General features: G+C 62.5%; 21 protein-coding genes. 5 read left to right on the forward strand and 16 right to left on the reverse strand.

The features are described 5' to 3' along the window. Positions 1-86: 86 nt before the first annotated feature. From AWU82_RS04840 to soxR, 11 genes are all read right to left on the reverse strand, one after another. The gene (locus AWU82_RS04840; protein ID WP_064378564.1) at positions 87-986 is read right to left on the reverse strand and encodes a metal ABC transporter substrate-binding protein; all 900 of its coding nucleotides are present in this window, start codon (positions 984-986) and stop codon (positions 87-89) included. Beyond that, positions 987-1,886 (reverse strand): metal ABC transporter permease, encoded by a 900-nt coding sequence (locus AWU82_RS04845; protein ID WP_064378563.1) that lies wholly within the window; start codon positions 1,884-1,886, stop codon positions 987-989. Beyond that, positions 1,886-2,629: a metal ABC transporter ATP-binding protein gene (locus tag AWU82_RS04850; protein WP_064378562.1), complete on the reverse strand. Its 744-nt coding sequence runs from the start codon at positions 2,627-2,629 to the stop codon at positions 1,886-1,888. Before AWU82_RS04850 ends, AWU82_RS04845 begins: the two co-directional genes overlap by 1 nt. Continuing rightward, on the reverse strand, positions 2,626-3,555 hold the full coding sequence (locus AWU82_RS04855) for a metal ABC transporter substrate-binding protein (protein WP_064378561.1): 930 nt from the start codon (positions 3,553-3,555) through the stop codon (positions 2,626-2,628). Before AWU82_RS04855 ends, AWU82_RS04850 begins: the two co-directional genes overlap by 4 nt. 35 nt (positions 3,556-3,590) lie before the next feature. After that, a complete protein-coding gene (locus AWU82_RS04860) occupies positions 3,591-4,157 on the reverse strand; it encodes a DUF6162 family protein (protein ID WP_064378560.1) in 567 nt (188 codons plus the stop codon). Further along, positions 4,154-4,486, reverse strand: coding sequence for a hypothetical protein (locus AWU82_RS04865; protein ID WP_064378559.1), 333 nt, complete (start codon positions 4,484-4,486; stop codon positions 4,154-4,156). The genes AWU82_RS04860 and AWU82_RS04865 overlap by 4 nt, the downstream gene beginning before the upstream one ends. Then, positions 4,483-5,025 (reverse strand): PA2404 family protein, encoded by a 543-nt coding sequence (locus AWU82_RS04870; RefSeq protein ID WP_064378558.1) that lies wholly within the window; start codon positions 5,023-5,025, stop codon positions 4,483-4,485. The genes AWU82_RS04865 and AWU82_RS04870 overlap by 4 nt, the downstream gene beginning before the upstream one ends. Further along, positions 5,022-6,221, reverse strand: a complete 1,200-nt coding sequence (locus tag AWU82_RS04875; RefSeq protein ID WP_064378557.1) for a PepSY-associated TM helix domain-containing protein — start codon at positions 6,219-6,221, stop codon at positions 5,022-5,024. Before AWU82_RS04875 ends, AWU82_RS04870 begins: the two co-directional genes overlap by 4 nt. Before the next feature lie 252 nt (positions 6,222-6,473). After that, positions 6,474-7,349, reverse strand: a complete 876-nt coding sequence (locus AWU82_RS04880; protein ID WP_064378556.1) for an alpha/beta fold hydrolase — start codon at positions 7,347-7,349, stop codon at positions 6,474-6,476. 141 nt (positions 7,350-7,490) lie between these two features. After that, positions 7,491-7,949: a VOC family protein gene (locus AWU82_RS04885; RefSeq protein WP_064378555.1), complete on the reverse strand. Its 459-nt coding sequence runs from the start codon at positions 7,947-7,949 to the stop codon at positions 7,491-7,493. A gap of 153 nt (positions 7,950-8,102) precedes the next feature. Further along, positions 8,103-8,561 carry a redox-sensitive transcriptional activator SoxR gene (gene soxR / locus AWU82_RS04890; protein ID WP_064378554.1) on the reverse strand — a complete coding sequence of 153 codons (459 nt, stop codon included), beginning with the start codon at positions 8,559-8,561 and terminating at the stop codon, positions 8,103-8,105. Between the two features lie 90 nt (positions 8,562-8,651). Between soxR and AWU82_RS04895 the strand changes: the two genes are divergently transcribed. Then, the gene (locus tag AWU82_RS04895; protein WP_064378553.1) at positions 8,652-9,017 is read left to right on the forward strand and encodes an antibiotic biosynthesis monooxygenase; all 366 of its coding nucleotides are present in this window, start codon (positions 8,652-8,654) and stop codon (positions 9,015-9,017) included. Here AWU82_RS04895 and AWU82_RS04900 read toward each other — a convergent pair. Genes AWU82_RS04900 through msuE form a run of 4 tightly spaced genes read right to left on the reverse strand, consistent with a single transcriptional unit; the run spans position 9,014 to position 13,058 of the window. Next, the gene (locus tag AWU82_RS04900) at positions 9,014-10,117 is read right to left on the reverse strand and encodes a sigma-54 interaction domain-containing protein (protein WP_064378552.1); all 1,104 of its coding nucleotides are present in this window, start codon (positions 10,115-10,117) and stop codon (positions 9,014-9,016) included. The genes AWU82_RS04895 and AWU82_RS04900 overlap by 4 nt on opposite strands. 23 nt (positions 10,118-10,140) lie before the next feature. Then, complete coding sequence (locus AWU82_RS04905; RefSeq protein ID WP_011335232.1) at positions 10,141-11,328, reverse strand: acyl-CoA dehydrogenase family protein; 1,188 nt, start codon at positions 11,326-11,328, stop codon at positions 10,141-10,143. A 10-nt stretch (positions 11,329-11,338) separates the two neighbouring features. Continuing rightward, the gene (ssuD, locus tag AWU82_RS04910) at positions 11,339-12,484 is read right to left on the reverse strand and encodes an FMNH2-dependent alkanesulfonate monooxygenase (protein ID WP_007955828.1); all 1,146 of its coding nucleotides are present in this window, start codon (positions 12,482-12,484) and stop codon (positions 11,339-11,341) included. Between the two features lie 10 nt (positions 12,485-12,494). After that, the gene (gene msuE / locus AWU82_RS04915; RefSeq protein ID WP_064378551.1) at positions 12,495-13,058 is read right to left on the reverse strand and encodes an FMN reductase; all 564 of its coding nucleotides are present in this window, start codon (positions 13,056-13,058) and stop codon (positions 12,495-12,497) included. A 388-nt stretch (positions 13,059-13,446) separates the two neighbouring features. Here msuE and AWU82_RS04920 point away from each other — a divergent pair, with 388 nt between their 5' ends. The 4 genes from AWU82_RS04920 (at position 13,447) to AWU82_RS04935 (ending at position 17,669) form a co-directional block, all read left to right on the forward strand. Next, positions 13,447-13,716, forward strand: a complete 270-nt coding sequence (locus AWU82_RS04920; protein WP_064378550.1) for a hypothetical protein — start codon at positions 13,447-13,449, stop codon at positions 13,714-13,716. 101 nt (positions 13,717-13,817) lie between these two features. Then, positions 13,818-14,432 carry a LysE family translocator gene (locus tag AWU82_RS04925; RefSeq protein ID WP_064378549.1) on the forward strand — a complete coding sequence of 205 codons (615 nt, stop codon included), beginning with the start codon at positions 13,818-13,820 and terminating at the stop codon, positions 14,430-14,432. A 206-nt stretch (positions 14,433-14,638) separates the two neighbouring features. Further along, positions 14,639-15,805: an aminotransferase class V-fold PLP-dependent enzyme gene (locus AWU82_RS04930; RefSeq protein ID WP_064378548.1), complete on the forward strand. Its 1,167-nt coding sequence runs from the start codon at positions 14,639-14,641 to the stop codon at positions 15,803-15,805. Between the two features lie 55 nt (positions 15,806-15,860). Continuing rightward, positions 15,861-17,669 (forward strand): aminopeptidase P family protein, encoded by a 1,809-nt coding sequence (locus tag AWU82_RS04935; protein WP_064378547.1) that lies wholly within the window; start codon positions 15,861-15,863, stop codon positions 17,667-17,669. On the opposite strand, the gene AWU82_RS04940 is transcribed toward AWU82_RS04935, so the two are convergent. Beyond that, complete coding sequence (locus tag AWU82_RS04940; RefSeq protein ID WP_223290672.1) at positions 17,662-18,261, reverse strand: LysR family transcriptional regulator; 600 nt, start codon at positions 18,259-18,261, stop codon at positions 17,662-17,664. The two genes, AWU82_RS04935 and AWU82_RS04940, sit on opposite strands and share 8 nt — an antisense overlap. Positions 18,262-18,310 lie beyond the last annotated feature (49 nt).

An 18,310-nucleotide genomic window follows, 5' to 3' on the forward strand; every position in this document is an offset into this window, starting at 1 on the left:
CGCGTCCGCTTCGCAAGGGACGCGGAGCGTCCCGGGCTGCATTCCCACGCGGAGCGTGGGAACGATCAACGGGGGGGCAACTGGCCTCAGGCGCCGGCCAGGCCCTTGAGCAGCACATCCAGATTGCCTTCCAGCTCTGCCACCGGATCCGCCGCATCGGTGCTCAGCACCAGCAGATGACTGCCCGATTCGGCAATCGCCGCTTTCACCGCGTCCGATGGCTGCCGATGGTGCAGCACCACCGCTACGTCATTGTCTTTCAGGGTGGCGGTCAGTTTTTTCAGATCCTCCGGCGTCCATTCGGAATCCGCGCGGGCATCCTGTCCGATCAGCTCCAGGTTCAGGCTGCCGATCAGGTAACCGAAGTGATCGCTCAGGCTCATCACGCTCAGGTTGTCGGCACTGGCCAGACGCGCCTCGCTGTCGGCACTGAGTTTCAGCAGGCGCTGCTTCAGTGCTGCCAGATTGGCCTCGATTTTCGGTTTGTCCTTCGGTGCCAGGCGCACCAGATCCGCTGCCATCACGTCGGCCATACGGCCCATGTTGTTGCTGGCCAGCCACGGCTGGCTGTTCAGGCCATCGACTTTCAGCCCCGGCTGCACGGCAATGCCGGGCAGGGCGCCGTCCACCGGGCGGGCGGCGTCGACTTCGACGATGCGGATGTTGCTGCGTCTGGCGATCGGGTACAGCGGATCATCGGCCCACAGCGAGCGCACGCCGATCACGGCATCGGCGCCGGTGGCCAGTTTGCTCAGCGCCGGGGCGCCGCGACCGGTGAAGTAGGCAGTCTGACGGCTGCCCGGCAGATTCGCCGGCGCAGCGCGTTCGAGGCTGATGTCGGTGCCCTTGAGCAGGACTTCGCCCAGACCATAAGTGATCGGCAGCGAGGCCAGCACCCGCAACGGTTTCTCGGCAGCCAGCAGAGGGCTCGAAACCGCGCCGGTGAGGGCGATGGCCAGGGTCAGTTGTCGCAATGAAAAAGCCATTTATCCAAGGTTCCCTTTCAGACTGGGGACGACGCCCCGGGCAATCGCGGCGAGGGCGAAGGCGATACCGGCGACCAGAATGATCGCGGCGCCGGACGGAATCGGCAGGTCGAACACGATCGGTGCAAGAATCCCGCACAGGGTACTGACCGTGGCGATCAGCACCGAGCACCAGAAAAAGCCCTTGAGCGACTGGCTGAGCAGGCGCGCAGCCGCCGCCGGAATCACCAGCAGCGCACCGACCAGAATCGCGCCAATGACTTTCACGGCGGCGACGGTGATCAGCGTCACCAGAATCACGAACAGGTAATCCAGGGTTTTCACCGCGACGCCGCGCACCGCCGCCAGTTGCGGGTTGAAGCTGGCCAGCATGATCCGGTTGTACAACGGCAGGGCCAGCGCCATGACCAGTGAGCCGACAATCGCCAGCACCAGCAGGTCATCGCCGTTGACCGTCAGCACCGAGCCGAACAGCACGTTTTCCAGAATGTGCACGTTGATCTTGCCCGCCAGAATCAGCAGCAGACTTGCACCCAGGGCGAGGGACACCGACAGGAATACGCCAATCAATGTGTCCGGAGCCAGGCCGGTACGGTTGCGCAAGTAGTTGAGCAAAATGCCGAACAGCAGGCAGTAGCCGAACAGGCTGCCGTACGGCCCGGTGTAGGGCTCGCCGAGCAGAATGCCGATGGCCACGCCGGTCAGTGCCGCGTGACCCACCGCCTCGGAGAAAAACGCGAAGCGCTTGACGACCACCAGCGTGCCGAGGCCACCGAGCACCGGGCCGATCAACATACCGGCAAGCAGCGCATTGACCACAAACCCGTAGGCCAGGGCTTCCGGCAGGTAACCGGAGGCGGCCCAGCCCTGCACCATCAAACGAAAGGCTTCGTAACTCATCAGGCAGCGCTCCGTGGATGGGTCGAGAACAGGGTCAGCAAACGTTCCGGGGTCAGGGCCTGTTGCGGCGAGGCGTCGAACAGCACCCGGCGGTTGAGGCCGGTGACGCGATTGGCCAGACGCCCGACTGCTTCCAGATCGTGCTCAATCCACAGCACGGTGATGCCCGCCGCACGCCAGTCGCCCAGCAGGCGTTCAAAGACCTGAATCCCGGCTTCATCGAGGGCCGACATCGGTTCGTCCAGCACCAGCAGTTGCGGTGCCGGAATCAGGCCCTGGGCGAGCAATACCCGCTGGCGTTCACCACCGGACAGCGCGCCCATCCGCCGCTTGCGTTTGTCCTGCATGCCGACCCGCTCCAGCGCATCACCGATAGCGCCGGCGTAGCGTTTGCTCAGACCGAGAAAGGCCGGGCGGCGCTGGCACATGGCGGCCATGAAATCATCGACGGTCATCGGCAGGCCCCGATCAAACTCCAGCGCCTGCGGCACGTAGCCGATGGTGCCGGGCTCGCCTGGCCATTGCAGACTGAGCCGGCCCTGATGCGGCATCTGCCCGAGCAGGGTCTTGATCAGCGAACTCTTGCCACCGCCGTTGGGGCCGACCAGCGCATGCACGCTGCCGGGCTGCACCTGGAATGTGACCTTGTCCAGAATCGTCGTGCGGCCGAGGGTCAGGCTGACGTCAGCGAAATCCAGGGTCGGGCCGCTGCTGGCAATCGACAGGTTTTCCTGAGCCGTCATGCGCCGGACTCCTGAATCGCCCGAACCACGGTGTTGAGGTTGCCGGTCATTTCCTTTTCGTATTTGTCGGCGGTGTATTCCCCGTAGGAAATGTGCGACAGCGGGTACAGCTTCACACCGGATTCGCGCTGAATGGTGTCGACGTAAGTGGACGGGAAGTCCATCTCGGAGAAGATCACTTTCACGTCCAGTTCCCGCAGTTGATCGATGGTTTTCTTCAACTGGCTCGGGCTCGGCTCGATGCCGTGGGCCGGCTCGACCACGGCGGTGACTTCCAGTCCGAACTCGCGCAGCAGGTAGTCATAAGCGGCGTGCACCGTGGCAACCCGCAGTTCGGCGTTCGGCGCCTGGGTCAGTTTGGCCAGGGCGTCGGCGCGCATCTGCCGCAGGCGTTTGCCGTAGGCGCGGGCGTTCTGGGTGTAGGCCTTGGCGTTTTCCGGGTCGAGCTTGCCCAGCTCCCGGGCGATGTTGTTGACCTGGGCAATCGAGGCGCTGATCGACAGGAACGTGTGCGGGTTCACCACCTTGCCGGCACCGCGCGCGGCCACCCCGGTGGCGGCCAGCAACGGCACGTTTTCGTTGGCTTCGATGGTCTTGATCTTCGGCGTTTCGCTGGCGGCGATCATGCGGTCGGCGAAGTCGTCATGGCCGACCCCGTTGAGCACGATCACGTCCAGCCCGCTGATGCGCTTGATGTCTTCGGCGCGCGGCTCGTAGGCGTGCGGGTTGAAGCCGGCGGGAATCAGCGGCACGACTTCGGCCTTGTCGCCGACGATGTTCGCCACATAGCTGTAATACGGATGAAGGGTGATGCCGATGCGCAGGCGCTTGGCCTGATCGGCGCTGGCCAGCGGGCTCAGCAGCCAGGCGCAGAGGCCGATCAGCAGCAGGCGCAGGAAAGGACGGCGTTGAGATGAACTAGGCATGGGCAAGCGGTCTTCTCTCGAATGAAGGCGAGGGTTCAATGACGATGTTCGCGGGTCACCCCGGCATCGAATTGCGCGACGATCTGTTTCCATCCGGCAGCGGTCAGCGCTGCGTCGGACAGGTCTGCCGGCGCCTGCAGGTCGCTGGCGCGGTTGAGCCAGATGTCCGGCGCGGCGTCGTTCAGGCGCATCAGAAACGAGCCGGCCACGGCGGGTGCCTGGCTGTGGCCGAAGTAGGCGGCATTGGCCAGCAATTGCCAGACATGGCCGCCACGGCTCACAGAGCTGGCGTCCTGGGCGAACGGTGCGAAACCTTCATCCGCCAGGTTCTGCGGGGTCGGCAGCGCTTGCTGTTCCTCGCGCAGCAGGCGGATCTCGTCGAGGGTTACCCGCAAGTCGGCATAGATGCCTTGCTCGCTGGCGCCGAGATCGCGACGGGCATCGAGCTGATGGCTGGAAACCGGCTCCGGTTCGTGGGAGACGCCGCGCCATGCGACTACCGATCCGGCGACCGCGAGGATCAGCAGGCACATCAGCAGCACGTTGAGGGTTTCATGCCCGGCACCGGCCGGGCGTACAACCTGGGTGGTCGGTGGGATCATGGGGCTTCGATATCCGCTTGGTCGATTTCGACCACGTGGCCGGGGCCGGCGTCGAACAGCACGTAGAATTCGGCGCCGGGTTTCTTGAAGGTCAGGGTCGAATCGGCGCCGAGCTTGCCCGGCACCAGGATGGTTTCGTCGTAGCCGATCACATCGAGGGTTACCCCCGGTGCGCCGCTGCCGTCGGAGAAGCCGCCGGTGCATTTGATCTGCTCGGCGTCGATGGCCTTGCACTCGCACATCGGATTGTGGGCCAGGGCGCTGGTACTGAAACCGGCACACAGTGCCAGCCATGCGGCGCTCATGCCAAGGCGGAAAGGACGGCTCATGGTTTGGCTCCTTGTTTGTTCAGCCAGGCCACCGTGGCGGGGGAAGCCTGGCTCAGTGGAATCGAGGTTTGATGCATGCTGCCGTCCCAGCCTTCCATGGTGATCCACAGTTCGGCGTCGGCTTTGGTTCTTTCCGGCACCGGCAATTGAATGCCCATGCGGTATGGCGTGCCGAAGAAGATCGAACCGGCGGCTCGCAGGCTGCGCGGCTTGCCGATGCGCAGGTAAGTGGCCTTGACCGGCTCGATACAGGCCTCGCACAGCGCGGCATTAAAACCTTTCAGATAGCCTGCCGGGCCGTCGGAACGCGGGGCCTCGTCACGCAATTCGGCCAGACGCAGACTCCATGGCCCGACCTGGATTTCGCCGATCTCGCGCTCGCCCAGGCCGCTGTCGCCACGGAACAGCGCAGCGTCGGCAAAGTATTTGGGCATGAAGCCCAAGGGGATCAGCAGCAACAGCACATTGATGTGGAAGCGCCATTTGTGCCAGATCACGCTCAGCCGTGAAGGCTGAGCCACGCTAGTGGACTTGCTCACAGGTTGGCCTCCGACGTTTCACCGCGCAGGGCCGGTTGTGCCTGCACGCGCTGTTTCTTGTGCTCGCGCTTGAGGGCGTTGGCGGTGGCCAGCGCGGTGCGCTTGGTCCAGATCAGCAGGCCGCTGAGGACCATCATGCTCAGCAGCAGGCCGAAGAAGAACCAGATCAGCTTGATCCACAGACCGCCGAAATCACCGGTGTGCAGCGGACGCATGGATTCGGTGACGAACTCCAGTGACGTGCGATCGGACAACAGCCGCGAGGCCGCCACGTCACCGCTGTACGGATTGAGCGTGGCGGTCTGGTACATCAGCGGATACCAGCCGCGACCGCCGATATCCAGGTGCGCGTAGGCATTGCCCGGCAGGCTGATGAAGCTGGCTTCCAGGCCGGGGATTTTTGTCTGGGCGATTTCGATGGCGCGGTCCAGGCTGATACGCGGCGGTGGCGAACCGTCGCTCGACAATGGCACGGCTTCGCGGGACATGGCCGGAATGATCGGCTCGCTGGAAATGGAAATCTGGTTGTCCGACAGCAGCGCCTGGATCAGGAACCAGGTGCCGGTGACCGAAATCACCGCGATGAACCATATCGACCAGATGCCGCTCAAGCGGTGGAAGTCGCCCCAGAAGATCCGCGCGCCATGATTGAAGCGCAGGGTCGGGCGGAAAAAGCCTTTCCAGAAGCGCTTGTACACCACCAGCCCGGTCACCAGCGAGGCCAGCATCGGCAGGCCGAGGAACGACACCAGGTACCAGCCCCAGCTGAAACCGTTGGTGAACGGCACCAGCCACCAGCCATGGAGTGCGCGGGTGAACGCCTTGAAGTTGAAGTCTGGCGCCGTGCCCTGGATCACCCCGGTGTAGGGGTTGACGTAGACCGTCAGCGAACGGCCGTCGGGATAGCTGACCTCGACGTCGAGGGCAAAGTGCGACTCATCCGGGCGGTTGATGCTCTGCACCAGGGTCTGAGGTTCGGCTTTCTTGATTTCGGCGAGGATCTGGTCGTAACTCAGGCGCGGTGCATCGTCCGACGGTGCGCTGGCGCGCATCTGCGGGTTGGCCAGCCAGACGATTTCCTGGCTGACCACCGCCAGGGTGCCGGTGACGCAGACGATCAAAACGAAAAACCAGATCGGCAACGCCAGCCAGCTGTGTACCAGGAACCACAGTTTCGAGCGGGACTTCTTCGACATGATGACGGGTCTTGATTCAGTGAGAGGGAGCGGTACTACGGGCTTCGCAGCACGGGTTCCCCTGAAAGGCCGGTCGTGGCTTTTGCCTACGCGACCGGCCCGCATCTCTATAAGACGGATGACCGAAGCAAATCCCGATAAACGATATGAAAGTAAATGTTTCGCGATTGCAGGTTGCTGTCGCGTGGGCGAATTTCTCCGGGGCAGGCGAAGCAGTCCGACGGCGCATGCCGCCGGATTGGAGGAGGGGAATCAGCGGAGAAAGTCGAGTGCTTCGGTCAGTAACAATTCGGGCACTTCTTCGGCGAGGTAATGCCCGGCAGGCAAAGCCTTGCCCCGTACGTCGGTGGCAACCTGTTGCCATTCCTTGAGCGGATCGAAGCAGCGACCGACAGTGCCCTCGGCGCCCCACAGCACCAGCAACGGCAGGGTCAGGTGACGGTCGGCCGCGAGATCGGCGCGATCATGTTCCAGGTCGATGCCGGCACTGGCGCGGTAATCCTCGCAGATCCCCCGAGCACTGCCGGGACGTTCCAGGCAACGCCGGTATTCGCTGAATGCCTCGTCGGTAAAGGGCGCGAGCCCGGCGCTGCGACTGCCCATGACGCTGCGCAGATAGCCTTCAGGGTCGGCTTCGATCAGGGTTTCCGGCAGCGGTGCCGGACGAATCAGGAAAAACCAGTGCCAATAGGCCCGGGCAAAGGCTTCGTTGGTCTGGCTGTACATCGCCAGCGTCGGCGCGATGTCGAGCAGGACCATGCGCTGCACGACGGCGGGATGATCGAGCGCCAGACGATGGGCGACTCGCGCGCCACGGTCGTGAGCAAGGATCGAGAACTGCTCGAAGCCCAACGCGTTCATCAATTCCACGCCGTCGCGGGCCATCTCGCGCTTGGAATAGTTGAGGTGAGCTTCATCCGCCGGCGGACGACTGCTGTCGCCGTAACCACGCAGGTCGGCAGCGACCACAGTGAAGTGTTCGGCCAGTTGCCCGGCGATCTTGTGCCAGATGACGTGGGTCTGCGGGTGCCCGTGCAACAGTAGCAGCCCCGGGCCGCTGCCTTTGATGCGGTAGCTGATGTCCACACCGTTGACGCGGCGCTGGTCTTTGACGAATCCGGCAAACATCGGGTGATCCTTTATTCAGGCGAGTGGCCTGCATCCTGAAATCGCCGGGCGTTCATGACAAGACGTGAAGCGTGGTTCGACGGTTCATGAATCGTGTTCGCCCACCCCCGCGCGTTGCGCGGGAATGGATATTCGGCGTGGCTAATCTTGCTGAAACATCTCTTTTGCCCGTTGCTCGATCTGTGCCTGGGTCAGATCCTCCTTGCGCGTGGCGAGGAACCACAGATGCCCGTACGGATCTTTCAATGTTCCGCTGCGGTCGCCGTAGAACTGATCCTTGACCTCGGACACCGAGGTCGCGCCGGCCTCCAGCGCACGCTGAAAGGATTTGTCGACATCGGTCACGTACAGATGCAAACCGACCGACACTGCTTTGTCCGGATTGCTCAAAGGCCCTTGATCGCATGGCGAGCCGAGCATGATCGCACTGTCGCCGATGCGCAGTTCGGCGTGGCCGATGCCGCCGTCGGGCATGCTCAGGCGCATGACTTCGGTGGCACCGAACGCCTTTTTATAGAAGTCGATGGCTTCGGCAGCTTTGTGAATGCCGAGGTACGGGGTAATGCTGTGATACCCCTCGGGAATGGGTTTGACGCTCATGGCGGTACTCCCTGTTATTTGTTGCCTGGTTTTTATTAGTGGTTGAAGGTGTGCCTTCGCCGGGGTTGCCGGTCGCTCAACTATAGATCCGTGCCGCCGCCATGACCGAGCAGCCGACGAGCAGCCCTCGCGACGCCGGAGCGGAGCGAGTCCTCAGTCGGGAACGTCGAGAAAGTGCGCTCCCGGCCCTCGCTCGCCCAGCACGTCGCCCTGATTGCGCAGCGGGCAGGCCTCCATCGACAGACACCCACAACCGATGCAACCGGTCAGCCGGTCGCGCAGCAGCATCAACTGATTGATCCGCTCGTCCAGCTCTCGCCGCCACTGCTCCGACAGCACCTTCCAGTCCGCTGCCGTTGGTGCGCGGTTGTCCGGTAGCTGTTTCAACGCTTCGCCGATTTCCGCCAGTGGAATGCCCAGGCGTTGCGCCACTTTGATCAACGCGACCCGCCGCAGCACTTCCCGTGGATAGCGCCGCTGGTTGCCGGCGTTGCGCTGGCTTTTGATCAAACCCTTGGATTCATAAAAGTGCAGGGCGGTGACCGCCACGCCGCTGCGGGCCGCGACTTCGCCGACGGTCAGTTGCTTGTGCACATTTTGCGCAGTGATCATCTGCAAATTGCCCCTTGACCTCTAGTTAACTCGAGGTTTTACCCTGCAGGCCTTCGAATCGCAAGATTCGCCTGACCGAGTGGGGATCTCATGCAAGCACCAGCGAAAAACCGCAGCTTTACCCAATTGATCGAATTTGAAATCGAACCCGGCCAGCAACCGGCGCTGGTGTCGGCGCTGGCGCTGCAGACCGAACGTCTGGCCCAGCGTTACTCAGGCTTCGTCAGCGCGAGCGTCCAGGCCAGCGACGATGGCCGGCGAGTGTTGAGCTTTCTGCAATGGCAGTCCCGCGAGGCGGGGGAGGCGGCGTTCCAGAGTTTCGAAACCGGCGAGCAGGATTTCTGGCAACTGATTCGCACTCATCAGGCGCGCACCGTGACCTTCGGTTCCTTCCAGGTGCTGAGCAGCATCGCTCGCAATCATGACGACGGTTTGCACTGCCAACTGGTCGGCTAGATCGACAGCTGGATCAAGCGCTCGCCTTGCAGGTTTTCCGTGGGCCGCCGCTTGTTCACCGCCAGTTCGCCGATCTTGATCAGGCGCGTGCGGGTGACGTTGCGGCTCAGGCCGAGCAGGGACGCGGTGTGCACCTGGTTGTAATGGCAGAAGCGATAAGCCGCGCGCAGCAACGCGTCTTCGACCTTCTCATGCAGGGCGCCGGCCTGTTGTTCGAAGAGTTTCTGGAAGGCGCGTTCCAGAAGCGCTTCCGGTGAGTCGTCGGCGGTCGCGTGCTGATCGTCGGGCCGGTCGATGCGCAGGTTCGACAGGCGTAGATCGTCGCGTTCGATCACGCCGTTACGGCAGATCAGCAGCGTGTGATGGATGACGTTTTCCAGTTCGCGGATGTTGCCCGGCCAACTGTAGCCGCGCAGCTTGTGTTCGGCGCCGGGACTGATGGTGACGCGCCCGTAACCCAGGCGCTGACTGTAGGCCTCGATGAAATGCCGGGTCAGCGGCAGGATATCGCCGGGCCGCTCGCGCAACGGGCTCAGCTCCAGATTCACTACGTTCAGCCGGTAATACAGATCCTCGCGGAAATGCCCGGCGTTGATGGCTTTCTCCAGTTGCACGTTGGTCGCCGCCAGCACCCGTACATCGATGGGAATGCTCTTGCGCGATCCGAGGCGCACCACTTCGCGTTCCTGCAACACCCGCAGCAATTTGACCTGGATCGCCATCGGCAGATCGCCGATCTCATCGAGGAACAAGGTGCCACCATCCGCCTCTTCAAACCACCCGGCCTTCGCACTGAGGGCGCCGGTGAAGGCGCCTTTTTCATGGCCGAACAGTTCGGCTTCCACCAGCGATTCGGAAAACGCCCCGCAGTTGACCGCGATGAACGGCCGGTTACGCCGGTTGCTCAGGTTATGGATATGCCGCGCCACCAACTCCTTGCCGGTGCCGGTTTCGCCGATGATCAGCACGCTGGCTTCGCTCGGTGCGACCTGTTGCAAATGCGCGAGCAAAGCCTGGGATTTCGGGTCTTCGAAGACCTGAGCGGTGGCGCGGATTGAGGTGGCCAGGGCGGGTGAAGGCGGCAGGGTCAGCAGTTGCATGGGTCTCGCTCCACGAAAGGAAATCAGGAATAGAACGTCGGCACCGGCAGGGACTGGTTCAGCGCCCAGTCGCCCAGCTCGTGGAGTTTGTAATCCAGCGGGTCGTGCAGGGTTTGCGTGCGCAGGTTGCGCCAGTGTCGGTCGAGGCGCAGCGAGGCGTGGGTCGAACGGGCGCCGGTGACTTCGAACAATCGGCTGCAAATCTCCAGGCCCTGTCGGCTGGCGGCGACCTTGGCCGTGGCAATCGCCGTGGCCAGATGCCCGCGCTCTTCGGCGCTGAGGTTCGGGCCTTTGGCCCAGGCCTCGTCGAGCAACGCAGCGGCGCGTTCCACCAGCAGACGGATGCCTTCGAGAGCGACCCAGAACTCGCCGTAATGGGCCAGCACATAAGGATCTTCACGCACCTCGCGCACCGAGGATTTGTGCCAGACACGGGTTTCGCTGAGGGTGTATTGCCGCGCTTCTTCGAAGGCGCCTTCGGCGATGCCGAGGAACATGTGGGTGAACGTCAGTTGCGCGATCAACGGGCGCAAGCAGGCGAACGGTGTGCTCAGCGGCCCCGGATCCAGCAGCAGCTCCGATTCCTCGACCCGCACCCGTTCGAACGTGGCGCTGCCGCTGTCGGTCTGGCGCTGGCCGATGTTGTTCCAGTCGTTGTGCAGGGTGATGCCGCTGCGCCCGCTCGGAATCGCCGCGATCAGCAATTTGCCGCCGTTGCTTTCGTCCACCGCCGAGGCGATCAGCATCTGCGAATCGCTGGCGCCGGAGCAGAAGCTCTTCTTGCCGGAAAACTCGCGCCAGCCACCGAGGTCCTTGACCACGGTGCGGGTGTCCAGCGGATTGAGCGCGTTGCCCCAGAACCAGTTCTGCCGCGCGGTCTGTTCGAACCACGGCTGCCATTGTTCCGGGCGGGAAAACAGGCGCACGGTGGCGAGCATCAAATGATGAAAACCGAAGACGTGGGCGATCGAGCTGTCGACCTTGGCGAATTCGCGCACGACTTGCAGGGTTTCGCTCCAGCGCGCGCCGAGGCCGCCGTAACGGGTGGGAATGCTCAGGGCCAGCAGACCGCTGTCGCGCAGGGCGTCGCGTTCGGCTTTCGGCGTGCCGCCACGCTCGTCGCGCTCGACGGCGGTCAGGGCGAATTCAGCGGCCAGTTGGCGGGCGGTCTGCAACGGGGAAAGCAGGGTGCTTTGCGGTTTGGCAGTCACTCGGTCTTCCTCAGGCGTTGGCTTTGGCGGGCAGAACATCATTGGCGATCATTTCGCCAAACGGCCCGGTGAGGTTGGTGACGCCGCGTCCGGCCAGGCTCGCGTACGGTTCGGGCAACAGCGGGAAGACCAGTTCGGCAAAGCGGTAGGCTTCTTCGAGATGCGGATAACCGGAGAAGATGAAGCTCTCGATGCCCAGATCCGCGTATTCCTTGATTCGCGCCGCCACTTGCTGCGGATCGCCGACCAATGCAGTGCCGGCACCGCCGCGCACCAGGCCGACGCCGGCCCACAAGTTGGGGGCGATTTCCAGGTTGTCGCGGCGCCCGTCGTGCAGCGCGGCCATGCGTCGCTGGCCTTCGGAGTCGAAACGGGAAAAGGATTTCTGCGCAGCCTCGATGGTTTCGTCGCTGATGTGCTCGATCAGTTTGTCGGCGGCTTTCCAGGCTTCTTCGGCGGTCTCGCGCACGATCACGTGCAGGCGGATGCCGAACTTCACTTTGCGCCCGTGACGGGCGGCGCGTTCGCGCACGTCGGCGAGTTTCTCGGCGACGGCGGCGGGTGGTTCGCCCCACGTCAGGTACACGTCGACCTGCTCGGCGGCCAGATCGTGAGCTGCGTCGGAGGAACCACCGAAATACAGTGGCGGGTAGGGTTTCTGCACCGGCGGATACAGGGCTTTGGCGTTTTGTACCTTCAGGTGTTTGCCTTCGAAATCCACTGCTTCGCCTTGCAACACGCGGCGCCAGATCTTGAGGAATTCGTCGGTGACTTCGTAGCGTTCGCTGTGGCTGAGGAAACTGCCGTCGCCACGGTTTTCGTCCGGGTCGCCACCGGTCACGACGTTGATCAGCAAGCGGCCGTTGGACAGACGATCGAGGGTCGCGGCCATGCGCGCCGAGACGGTCGGCGAGATGATCCCCGGACGGATCGCCACCAGATAACGCAGGCGTTCGGTCAGCGGCACCAGTGCCGAGGCGATCACCCACGAATCCTCGCAGGACCGCCCGGTGGGAATCAGTACGCCGTGGTAGCCGAGGCTGTCCGCAGCTTGCGCCACCTGTTTCAGGTAATTGAGGGTGACCGGGCGTGCGCCTTGGGTGGTGCCCAGATAGTGACCGTCGCCGTGAGTCGGCAGGAACCAGAAAACATCCATGAACAGCTCCTCAGGCGATTTTCAGCAATGGTTTGAGGTGAGTGCCGAACAGTGGCGCGGCACGTTCGGCGGCCAGGCGGATGCGCGCCTTGAGCGGTTCGCTGGTGATCTGGTAGTCGGCGAAATCGGCTTCGGTGGCATACACGCCGATCGGCAGGGTCACGGCCTGGAAGAAGCTGAACAGCGGGCGCAACTGGTGATCGAGGACCAACGCATGGCGTTCGCTGCCACCGGTGGCGGCGAGCAGCACAGGGGTGTCGATCAATGCATTCAGATCAATCAGGTCGAATAGGTGTTTGAGCAAACCCGGATAGGAGCCGCGATACACCGGCGCCGCGACGATCAGCAGATCAGCCTGTTCGATGGCTTGCAGTTCGGCTTCGATCTCGGCTGGCAGTTCTTGACGGGACAGCGCGGCGCCCAGCGGGCGGGCGATGTCACCGAGTTCGATCAGGTGACTCTCGACCGGCAGGTGCCCGGACAATTCGGCCAGCAGGGCCTGGGTCAGCACCAGGGTGCGGGACGGACGCCAGGTTCCGCCGGACAGGGCGACGACTTTCAGTGGACGCGACATGGTCAGTTCCTTTTTCAACAGTTGCTCGGCGAGCAGTGAGTAGTCACCGGGTCAGAGCAAGCGCTGTACCAATTCCTGTAAGGCCCGTATTCCGGGGCTTCGAGCGTTGTCGGCGGCTGTGCTCGTGTGACTTTCAGGCCGGTTTGTTGAACTGCTGTTGCCTGGGAAACAGTTGCTGGAGCAACAGTGCCGAACGCGATGAAGGATTTATAAAGGCTGACTGTTATTCCGCAAAAGACTGTTAATTGATATTGATAGGTCTTTTGAGAATATGAGAGCGATTCCTGCCCGAATTCTGATAGCCACTATTGAGAGCGTTGATTTCTGCCAGAGCGGGCCCGGGCGTAGCCTTTCTCCATCGACCCACACTGCTCGCCAGGATGCTCCCATGAATCGTTTACTGACTGTTTCGCTGATGCTCGCTGTCTCCGTTCTCGCCGGTTGCGCGAGCCACGTTTCCCCGGAACTGCGTCCTTACACGGCGGAAGAAACCCGCGAACTGGCGCTTGAATCGCTGAACCGTCGCGGTCTGTCCTTCGAGGAATACCACGCGAAAAAAGCCGAATTGCTCGGCCAGCCACAGAAGATATTCGGTTTCGATACCAAGGGTGAAATGAGCGCGGAACGGGCCGTACAGCTGCACGGTCGTCCAAGCTGATTGAGAACTGTACTGCTCGAAGTTTTACCCAACTGTCCGTGGGTTTGCGCGGCGCCGTGGGATAGGGTCAACACCTGAATGACCCTGACGGACTGCCTGCCATGACCCTCTCGCTCGACCTGTTGCTGGGCTTTGCCCTGTTTGCCCTTGTCACCTCGATCACACCGGGGTCGAACAACACCATGTTGCTGGCATCGGGCGTGAACTTCGGCTTTAACCGCACCATCCCTCATATGCTCGGCATTACTTGCGGCTTCTTCGTGCTGGTGGTGGCGGTGGGTTTTGGCCTGGGCGCGGTATTCCAGACTTATCCGCTGCTTTATACGGTCCTGCGTTATGTGGGGGCGGCGTACTTGCTGTACCTGGCGTGGAAAATCGCTCATTCCGGCCCGGTCGGTGATAGCGAGCAGGGCGAAGCGAAGCCGATCAGCTATCTCGGCGCGGCGGCTTTTCAGTGGGTCAATCCCAAGGCGTGGATCATGGCCATCGGCGCCATCAGCACCTACACGCCGATGCAGGGTTACTTCACCAATGTAATCGTGATTGCGGCGGTGTTCGCCATCATCAATCTGCCGAGCGTCGGTGTCTGGGCGGCGTGCGGGACTCTGTTGCGCAACGTGCTCAAGGATCGCCGCTGGTTGCGGGTGTTCAACTGGGGCATGGCGGCGCTGCTGGTGATTTCGCTGTATCCGTTACTCCTTGAAAGCTTTGGCTGACGCAGTGCTACAACCGCCGGCCCGATGCCTGTTAAAGTCGCGTTCAGGAGCGTTCCTACGCACTTTTAAATGAAGTTGTTCTTCTTTAACGGCCTCCGATCAGGTATTGATGACGCTCTCGAACCCGGACGCAGCTCACAAGGCTGCGTCGTGCCGTTTGCAGACACGAGCATCCTGATCCCGGAACACGCTCTGCGAGTCTTTTTATGAACACACGTCCGCTGTATTTCGATTACGCCGCCACCACCCCGGTGGACGAGCGGGTCATCCAGGTGATGATCGAGTGTCTGGGTTTCAACGGTAATTTCGGCAACCCGGCCTCCAGCTCCCACGCCTTTGGTCAGCAGGCCCGGCAAACGGTCGAGAACGCTCGCCGGCAAGTCGCCGAACTGGTTGGCGCCCAGGCGCAACAGATCGTCTGGACCTCCGGCGCCACCGAATCCAACAACCTTGCACTGAAAGGCGTGGCCCAGGCCCGTGGTGTGTCCGGCGGGCACATCATCACCAGTCAGATCGAACACAAGGCCATCCTCGACACCGCCCGGCAATTGCAGGACGCCGGTGTCGCCGTGACCTATCTGGTGCCGGACGCCGAAGGCCTGATCACTGCGCAAGCGGTCAGCGAAGCGATGCGTGATGACACCTTTCTGGTGTCGCTGATGCTGGTCAACAACGAACTCGGCACCGTCAACGACATCCCGGCCATCGGCGAAGTGGTGCGTGGGCGTGGGGCGTTGTTCCATGTCGATGTGGCGCAAGGCGCCGGCAAGGTCGCGATCGATCTGGCGCAATGGCCGGTGGATCTCATGTCGTTCTCGGCGCACAAGCTCTACGGCCCAAAAGGCATCGGCGCGCTGTATGTCGGCCCGCGTGCGCAGCAGCGCTTGCAGGCGCAGATTCACGGTGGTGGTCACGAGGGCGGCTTGCGCTCCGGTACGTTGGCGACTCATCAGATCGCTGCCATGGGCTCGGCGTTTGCCCTGGCCGCCGAGGCTTTCGATGACGAGAAGAAAACCATCGTCGCGTTGCGCGAGCGACTGCTCGAACAACTCTTGAGCCTGCCCGGCGTGCGCCTCAACGGCAGCAGCACCCAACGTATCCCGCACACCTTGAGCCTGACCTTCAGCGAAGGCGAGTTCAACCCGGCGGCGCTGAGCCATTCGATCGCGTTTTCCGCGACTTCGGCCTGCAATTCCGCCAGCAATACACCGTCCCACGTTTTGCTGGCATTGGGGCACGACGCGCACCTGGCCGGCCGCACGATTCGCCTGAGCCTCGGCCGTTTCACCACCGCCGAAGACATCGACAAGGCTGTAGAACTGATCAAGACCGCCTGCGCCAGTGCTCCGGCATTCTGGGCGACAGGACTTTAACCAGCCGACCTGACGGCTACGAACAATAACGATGAAGTGATTGGCAGGAGACATGATGAGTACCCAGACCTTGACCGAAGGAACGGTTCCCCAGCGCCTCGCGCACACCCGTGAACTGATGCGTCGCGAAGGTATCCACGCGTTGCTGGTGCCGTCCGCCGACCCGCACCTGTCGGAATACTTGCCGGGTTACTGGCAGGGCCGGCAATGGCTGTCGGGTTTCCATGGCTCGGTGGGCACATTGATTGTCACCCCCGATTTCGCCGGGGTCTGGGCCGACAGTCGCTACTGGGAACAGGCGACCAAGGAACTCAGGGGCAGCGGCATCGAGCTGGTGAAACTGCAACCGGGTCAGCCGAGCCCGCTGGACTGGCTGGCCGAGCAGACGCCGGAAGGTGGCGTGGTCGCAGTCGATGGTGCGGTGATGGCTGTCGCGTCGGCACGTACGCTGGGCAGCAAGCTCGAAGCCCGGGGTGCCAGCCTGCGGACCGACATCGACTTGTTGAAAGAAGTCTGGAGCGATCGTCCGGCGTTGCCGAACGCGCCGATCTACCAGCACCTGCCGCCGCAGGCGACTGTCAGCCGTGGCGAGAAACTCGGCAAACTGCGCGAAACCTTGCAGGAACGCGGCGCCGATTGGCACTTCATCGCCACCCTCGACGACATCGCCTGGCTGTTCAACCTGCGCGGCGGCGATGTGTCGTTCAACCCGGTGTTCGTTTCCTTCGCGCTGATCAGCCAGCAACAAGCCACACTGTTTGTGGCCTTGAGCAAGGTCGATGCTGAGCTGCGCGCCGTGCTGGAAAAAGACGGCGTAACCCTGCGCGACTACAGCGAAGTCGCCGATGCCCTACGTGCGATTCCGAGTGGCGCGAGCCTGCTGGTGGATCCGGCGCGGGTCACCAGTGGCCTGCTGGATAACCTCGACAGTGGCGTGAAGCTGGTCGAAGGCTTGAACCCGACCACTCTGGCCAAGTCGCAAAAGAGCCTGGCGGATGCCGGGCATATACGTCAGGCGATGGAGCAGGATGGCGCGGCGTTGTGTGAATTCTTCGCCTGGCTGGAATCGGCCTGGGGCCGCGAGCGCATTACCGAGCTGACCATCGACGAAAAACTCACGGCGGCCCGTGAGCGTCGTCCGGATTACGTGTCGCTGAGTTTCAATACCATCGCTGCATTCAACGCCAATGGCGCGATGCCGCACTACCATGCCACCCCGGAAGAACACGCGGTGATCGAAGGTGATGGCTTGTTGCTGATCGATTCCGGTGGTCAATACCTGGGCGGCACTACCGACATCACGCGCATGGTGGCTGTTGGTACGCCAACGGATGAGCAGAAGCGCGATTGCACTCGTGTGTTGAAAGGCGTGATTGCTTTGTCCCGCGCGCATTTCCCGAAAGGCATTCTGTCGCCGCTGCTGGACGCGATTGCCCGTGCGCCGATCTGGGCCGAGAACGTGGACTACGGTCACGGCACCGGTCACGGTGTGGGTTATTTCCTCAACGTTCACGAAGGTCCGCAGGTGATCGCCTATCAAGCTGCTCCGGCGCCGCAAACCGCCATGCAACCGGGGATGATCACTTCCATTGAGCCGGGCACTTATCGTCCGGGCCGCTGGGGTGTGCGGATCGAGAACCTGGCGATGAACGTTGAAGCAGGAAGCAGCGAGTTCGGCGAGTTCCTCAAGTTCGAAACCCTGACTCTGTGCCCGATCGACACCCGTTGCCTGGAACCGTCCTTGCTGACGCAGGAAGAGAAGCAATGGTTCAATGCCTATCACGCCGAAGTGCGCGAGCGTCTGAGCCCGCTGCTTGAAGGCGCGGCACTGGAATGGCTGAACACGCGTACTGCCGCTATCTGATTGGTTGAAGCTCGGGCGCTGCTGCCAGCGCCTGGGTCATGAAATCGACAAACGCGTTGACCCTGGCGGACTGGCGACGGTTCGCCGGGGACACGGCGTGAATCGGCAGCGGTAATGTCTGGTAGTCCTGCAACAGGGCGACCACTCGGCCCACCTTCAAATCTTCGCTGAACAGCCAGACCGGTGACAGCGAAATCCCCAGTCCCCCCAAGACCATTTCACGGATCGCTTCGGAGTTGTTGCTCTGGGCGTTGCCCTGGATGCGTACGTCGTGGTGTTGGCCATCCTTCTCGTAGCTCCACAGGTTCTGGTCGCTCAGTTGCAGGTCGATCTGCACCTGAGGATAACGTTGCAGAAATTCCGCCAGCCGCGAGGCGATCTGCAAACGGCCGAAACTGACGGAGGAGCCGATCCGCAAAGGTCCGGCCACGGTTTCCCTGCCGGATTGGAAACTGTGCTCGGCGGCGTCCACGGCCGCGAGGATATTTCGACATTCGCTGTAGTACCGCTGACCTTCATCGGTCAGTGACAGCTTGCGTGTGCTGCGGGCAATCAGCTTGCCGCCCAATTCATTTTCAAGGGCGCGCAGCACTATCTGAAAATTCGTGCGGGGCAGGCCACCCATGCCCGGCAACCGCTGC

The organism is Pseudomonas glycinae, from assembly GCF_001594225.2.
GTDB classification, from domain to species: domain Bacteria; phylum Pseudomonadota; class Gammaproteobacteria; order Pseudomonadales; family Pseudomonadaceae; genus Aquipseudomonas; species Aquipseudomonas glycinae.

Coding starts and splice junctions, on each gene's coding strand:
- AWU82_RS04840 (WP_064378564.1), bottom strand. CDS start 986: ATGGCTTTTTCATTGCGACAACTGACCCTGGCCATCGCCCTCACCGGC.
- AWU82_RS04845 (WP_064378563.1), bottom strand. CDS start 1,886: ATGAGTTACGAAGCCTTTCGTTTGATGGTGCAGGGCTGGGCCGCCTCC.
- AWU82_RS04850 (WP_064378562.1), bottom strand. CDS start 2,629: ATGACGGCTCAGGAAAACCTGTCGATTGCCAGCAGCGGCCCGACCCTG.
- AWU82_RS04855 (WP_064378561.1), bottom strand. CDS start 3,555: ATGCCTAGTTCATCTCAACGCCGTCCTTTCCTGCGCCTGCTGCTGATC.
- AWU82_RS04860 (WP_064378560.1), bottom strand. CDS start 4,157: ATGATCCCACCGACCACCCAGGTTGTACGCCCGGCCGGTGCCGGGCAT.
- AWU82_RS04865 (WP_064378559.1), bottom strand. CDS start 4,486: ATGAGCCGTCCTTTCCGCCTTGGCATGAGCGCCGCATGGCTGGCACTG.
- AWU82_RS04875 (WP_064378557.1), bottom strand. CDS start 6,221: ATGTCGAAGAAGTCCCGCTCGAAACTGTGGTTCCTGGTACACAGCTGG.
- AWU82_RS04880 (WP_064378556.1), bottom strand. CDS start 7,349: ATGTTTGCCGGATTCGTCAAAGACCAGCGCCGCGTCAACGGTGTGGAC.
- AWU82_RS04885 (WP_064378555.1), bottom strand. CDS start 7,949: ATGAGCGTCAAACCCATTCCCGAGGGGTATCACAGCATTACCCCGTAC.
- soxR (WP_064378554.1), bottom strand. CDS start 8,561: ATGATCACTGCGCAAAATGTGCACAAGCAACTGACCGTCGGCGAAGTC.
- AWU82_RS04895 (WP_064378553.1), top strand. CDS start 8,652: ATGCAAGCACCAGCGAAAAACCGCAGCTTTACCCAATTGATCGAATTT.
- AWU82_RS04900 (WP_064378552.1), bottom strand. CDS start 10,117: ATGCAACTGCTGACCCTGCCGCCTTCACCCGCCCTGGCCACCTCAATC.
- ssuD (WP_007955828.1), bottom strand. CDS start 12,484: ATGGATGTTTTCTGGTTCCTGCCGACTCACGGCGACGGTCACTATCTG.
- msuE (WP_064378551.1), bottom strand. CDS start 13,058: ATGTCGCGTCCACTGAAAGTCGTCGCCCTGTCCGGCGGAACCTGGCGT.
- AWU82_RS04920 (WP_064378550.1), top strand. CDS start 13,447: ATGAATCGTTTACTGACTGTTTCGCTGATGCTCGCTGTCTCCGTTCTC.
- AWU82_RS04925 (WP_064378549.1), top strand. CDS start 13,818: ATGACCCTCTCGCTCGACCTGTTGCTGGGCTTTGCCCTGTTTGCCCTT.
- AWU82_RS04930 (WP_064378548.1), top strand. CDS start 14,639: ATGAACACACGTCCGCTGTATTTCGATTACGCCGCCACCACCCCGGTG.
- AWU82_RS04935 (WP_064378547.1), top strand. CDS start 15,861: ATGAGTACCCAGACCTTGACCGAAGGAACGGTTCCCCAGCGCCTCGCG.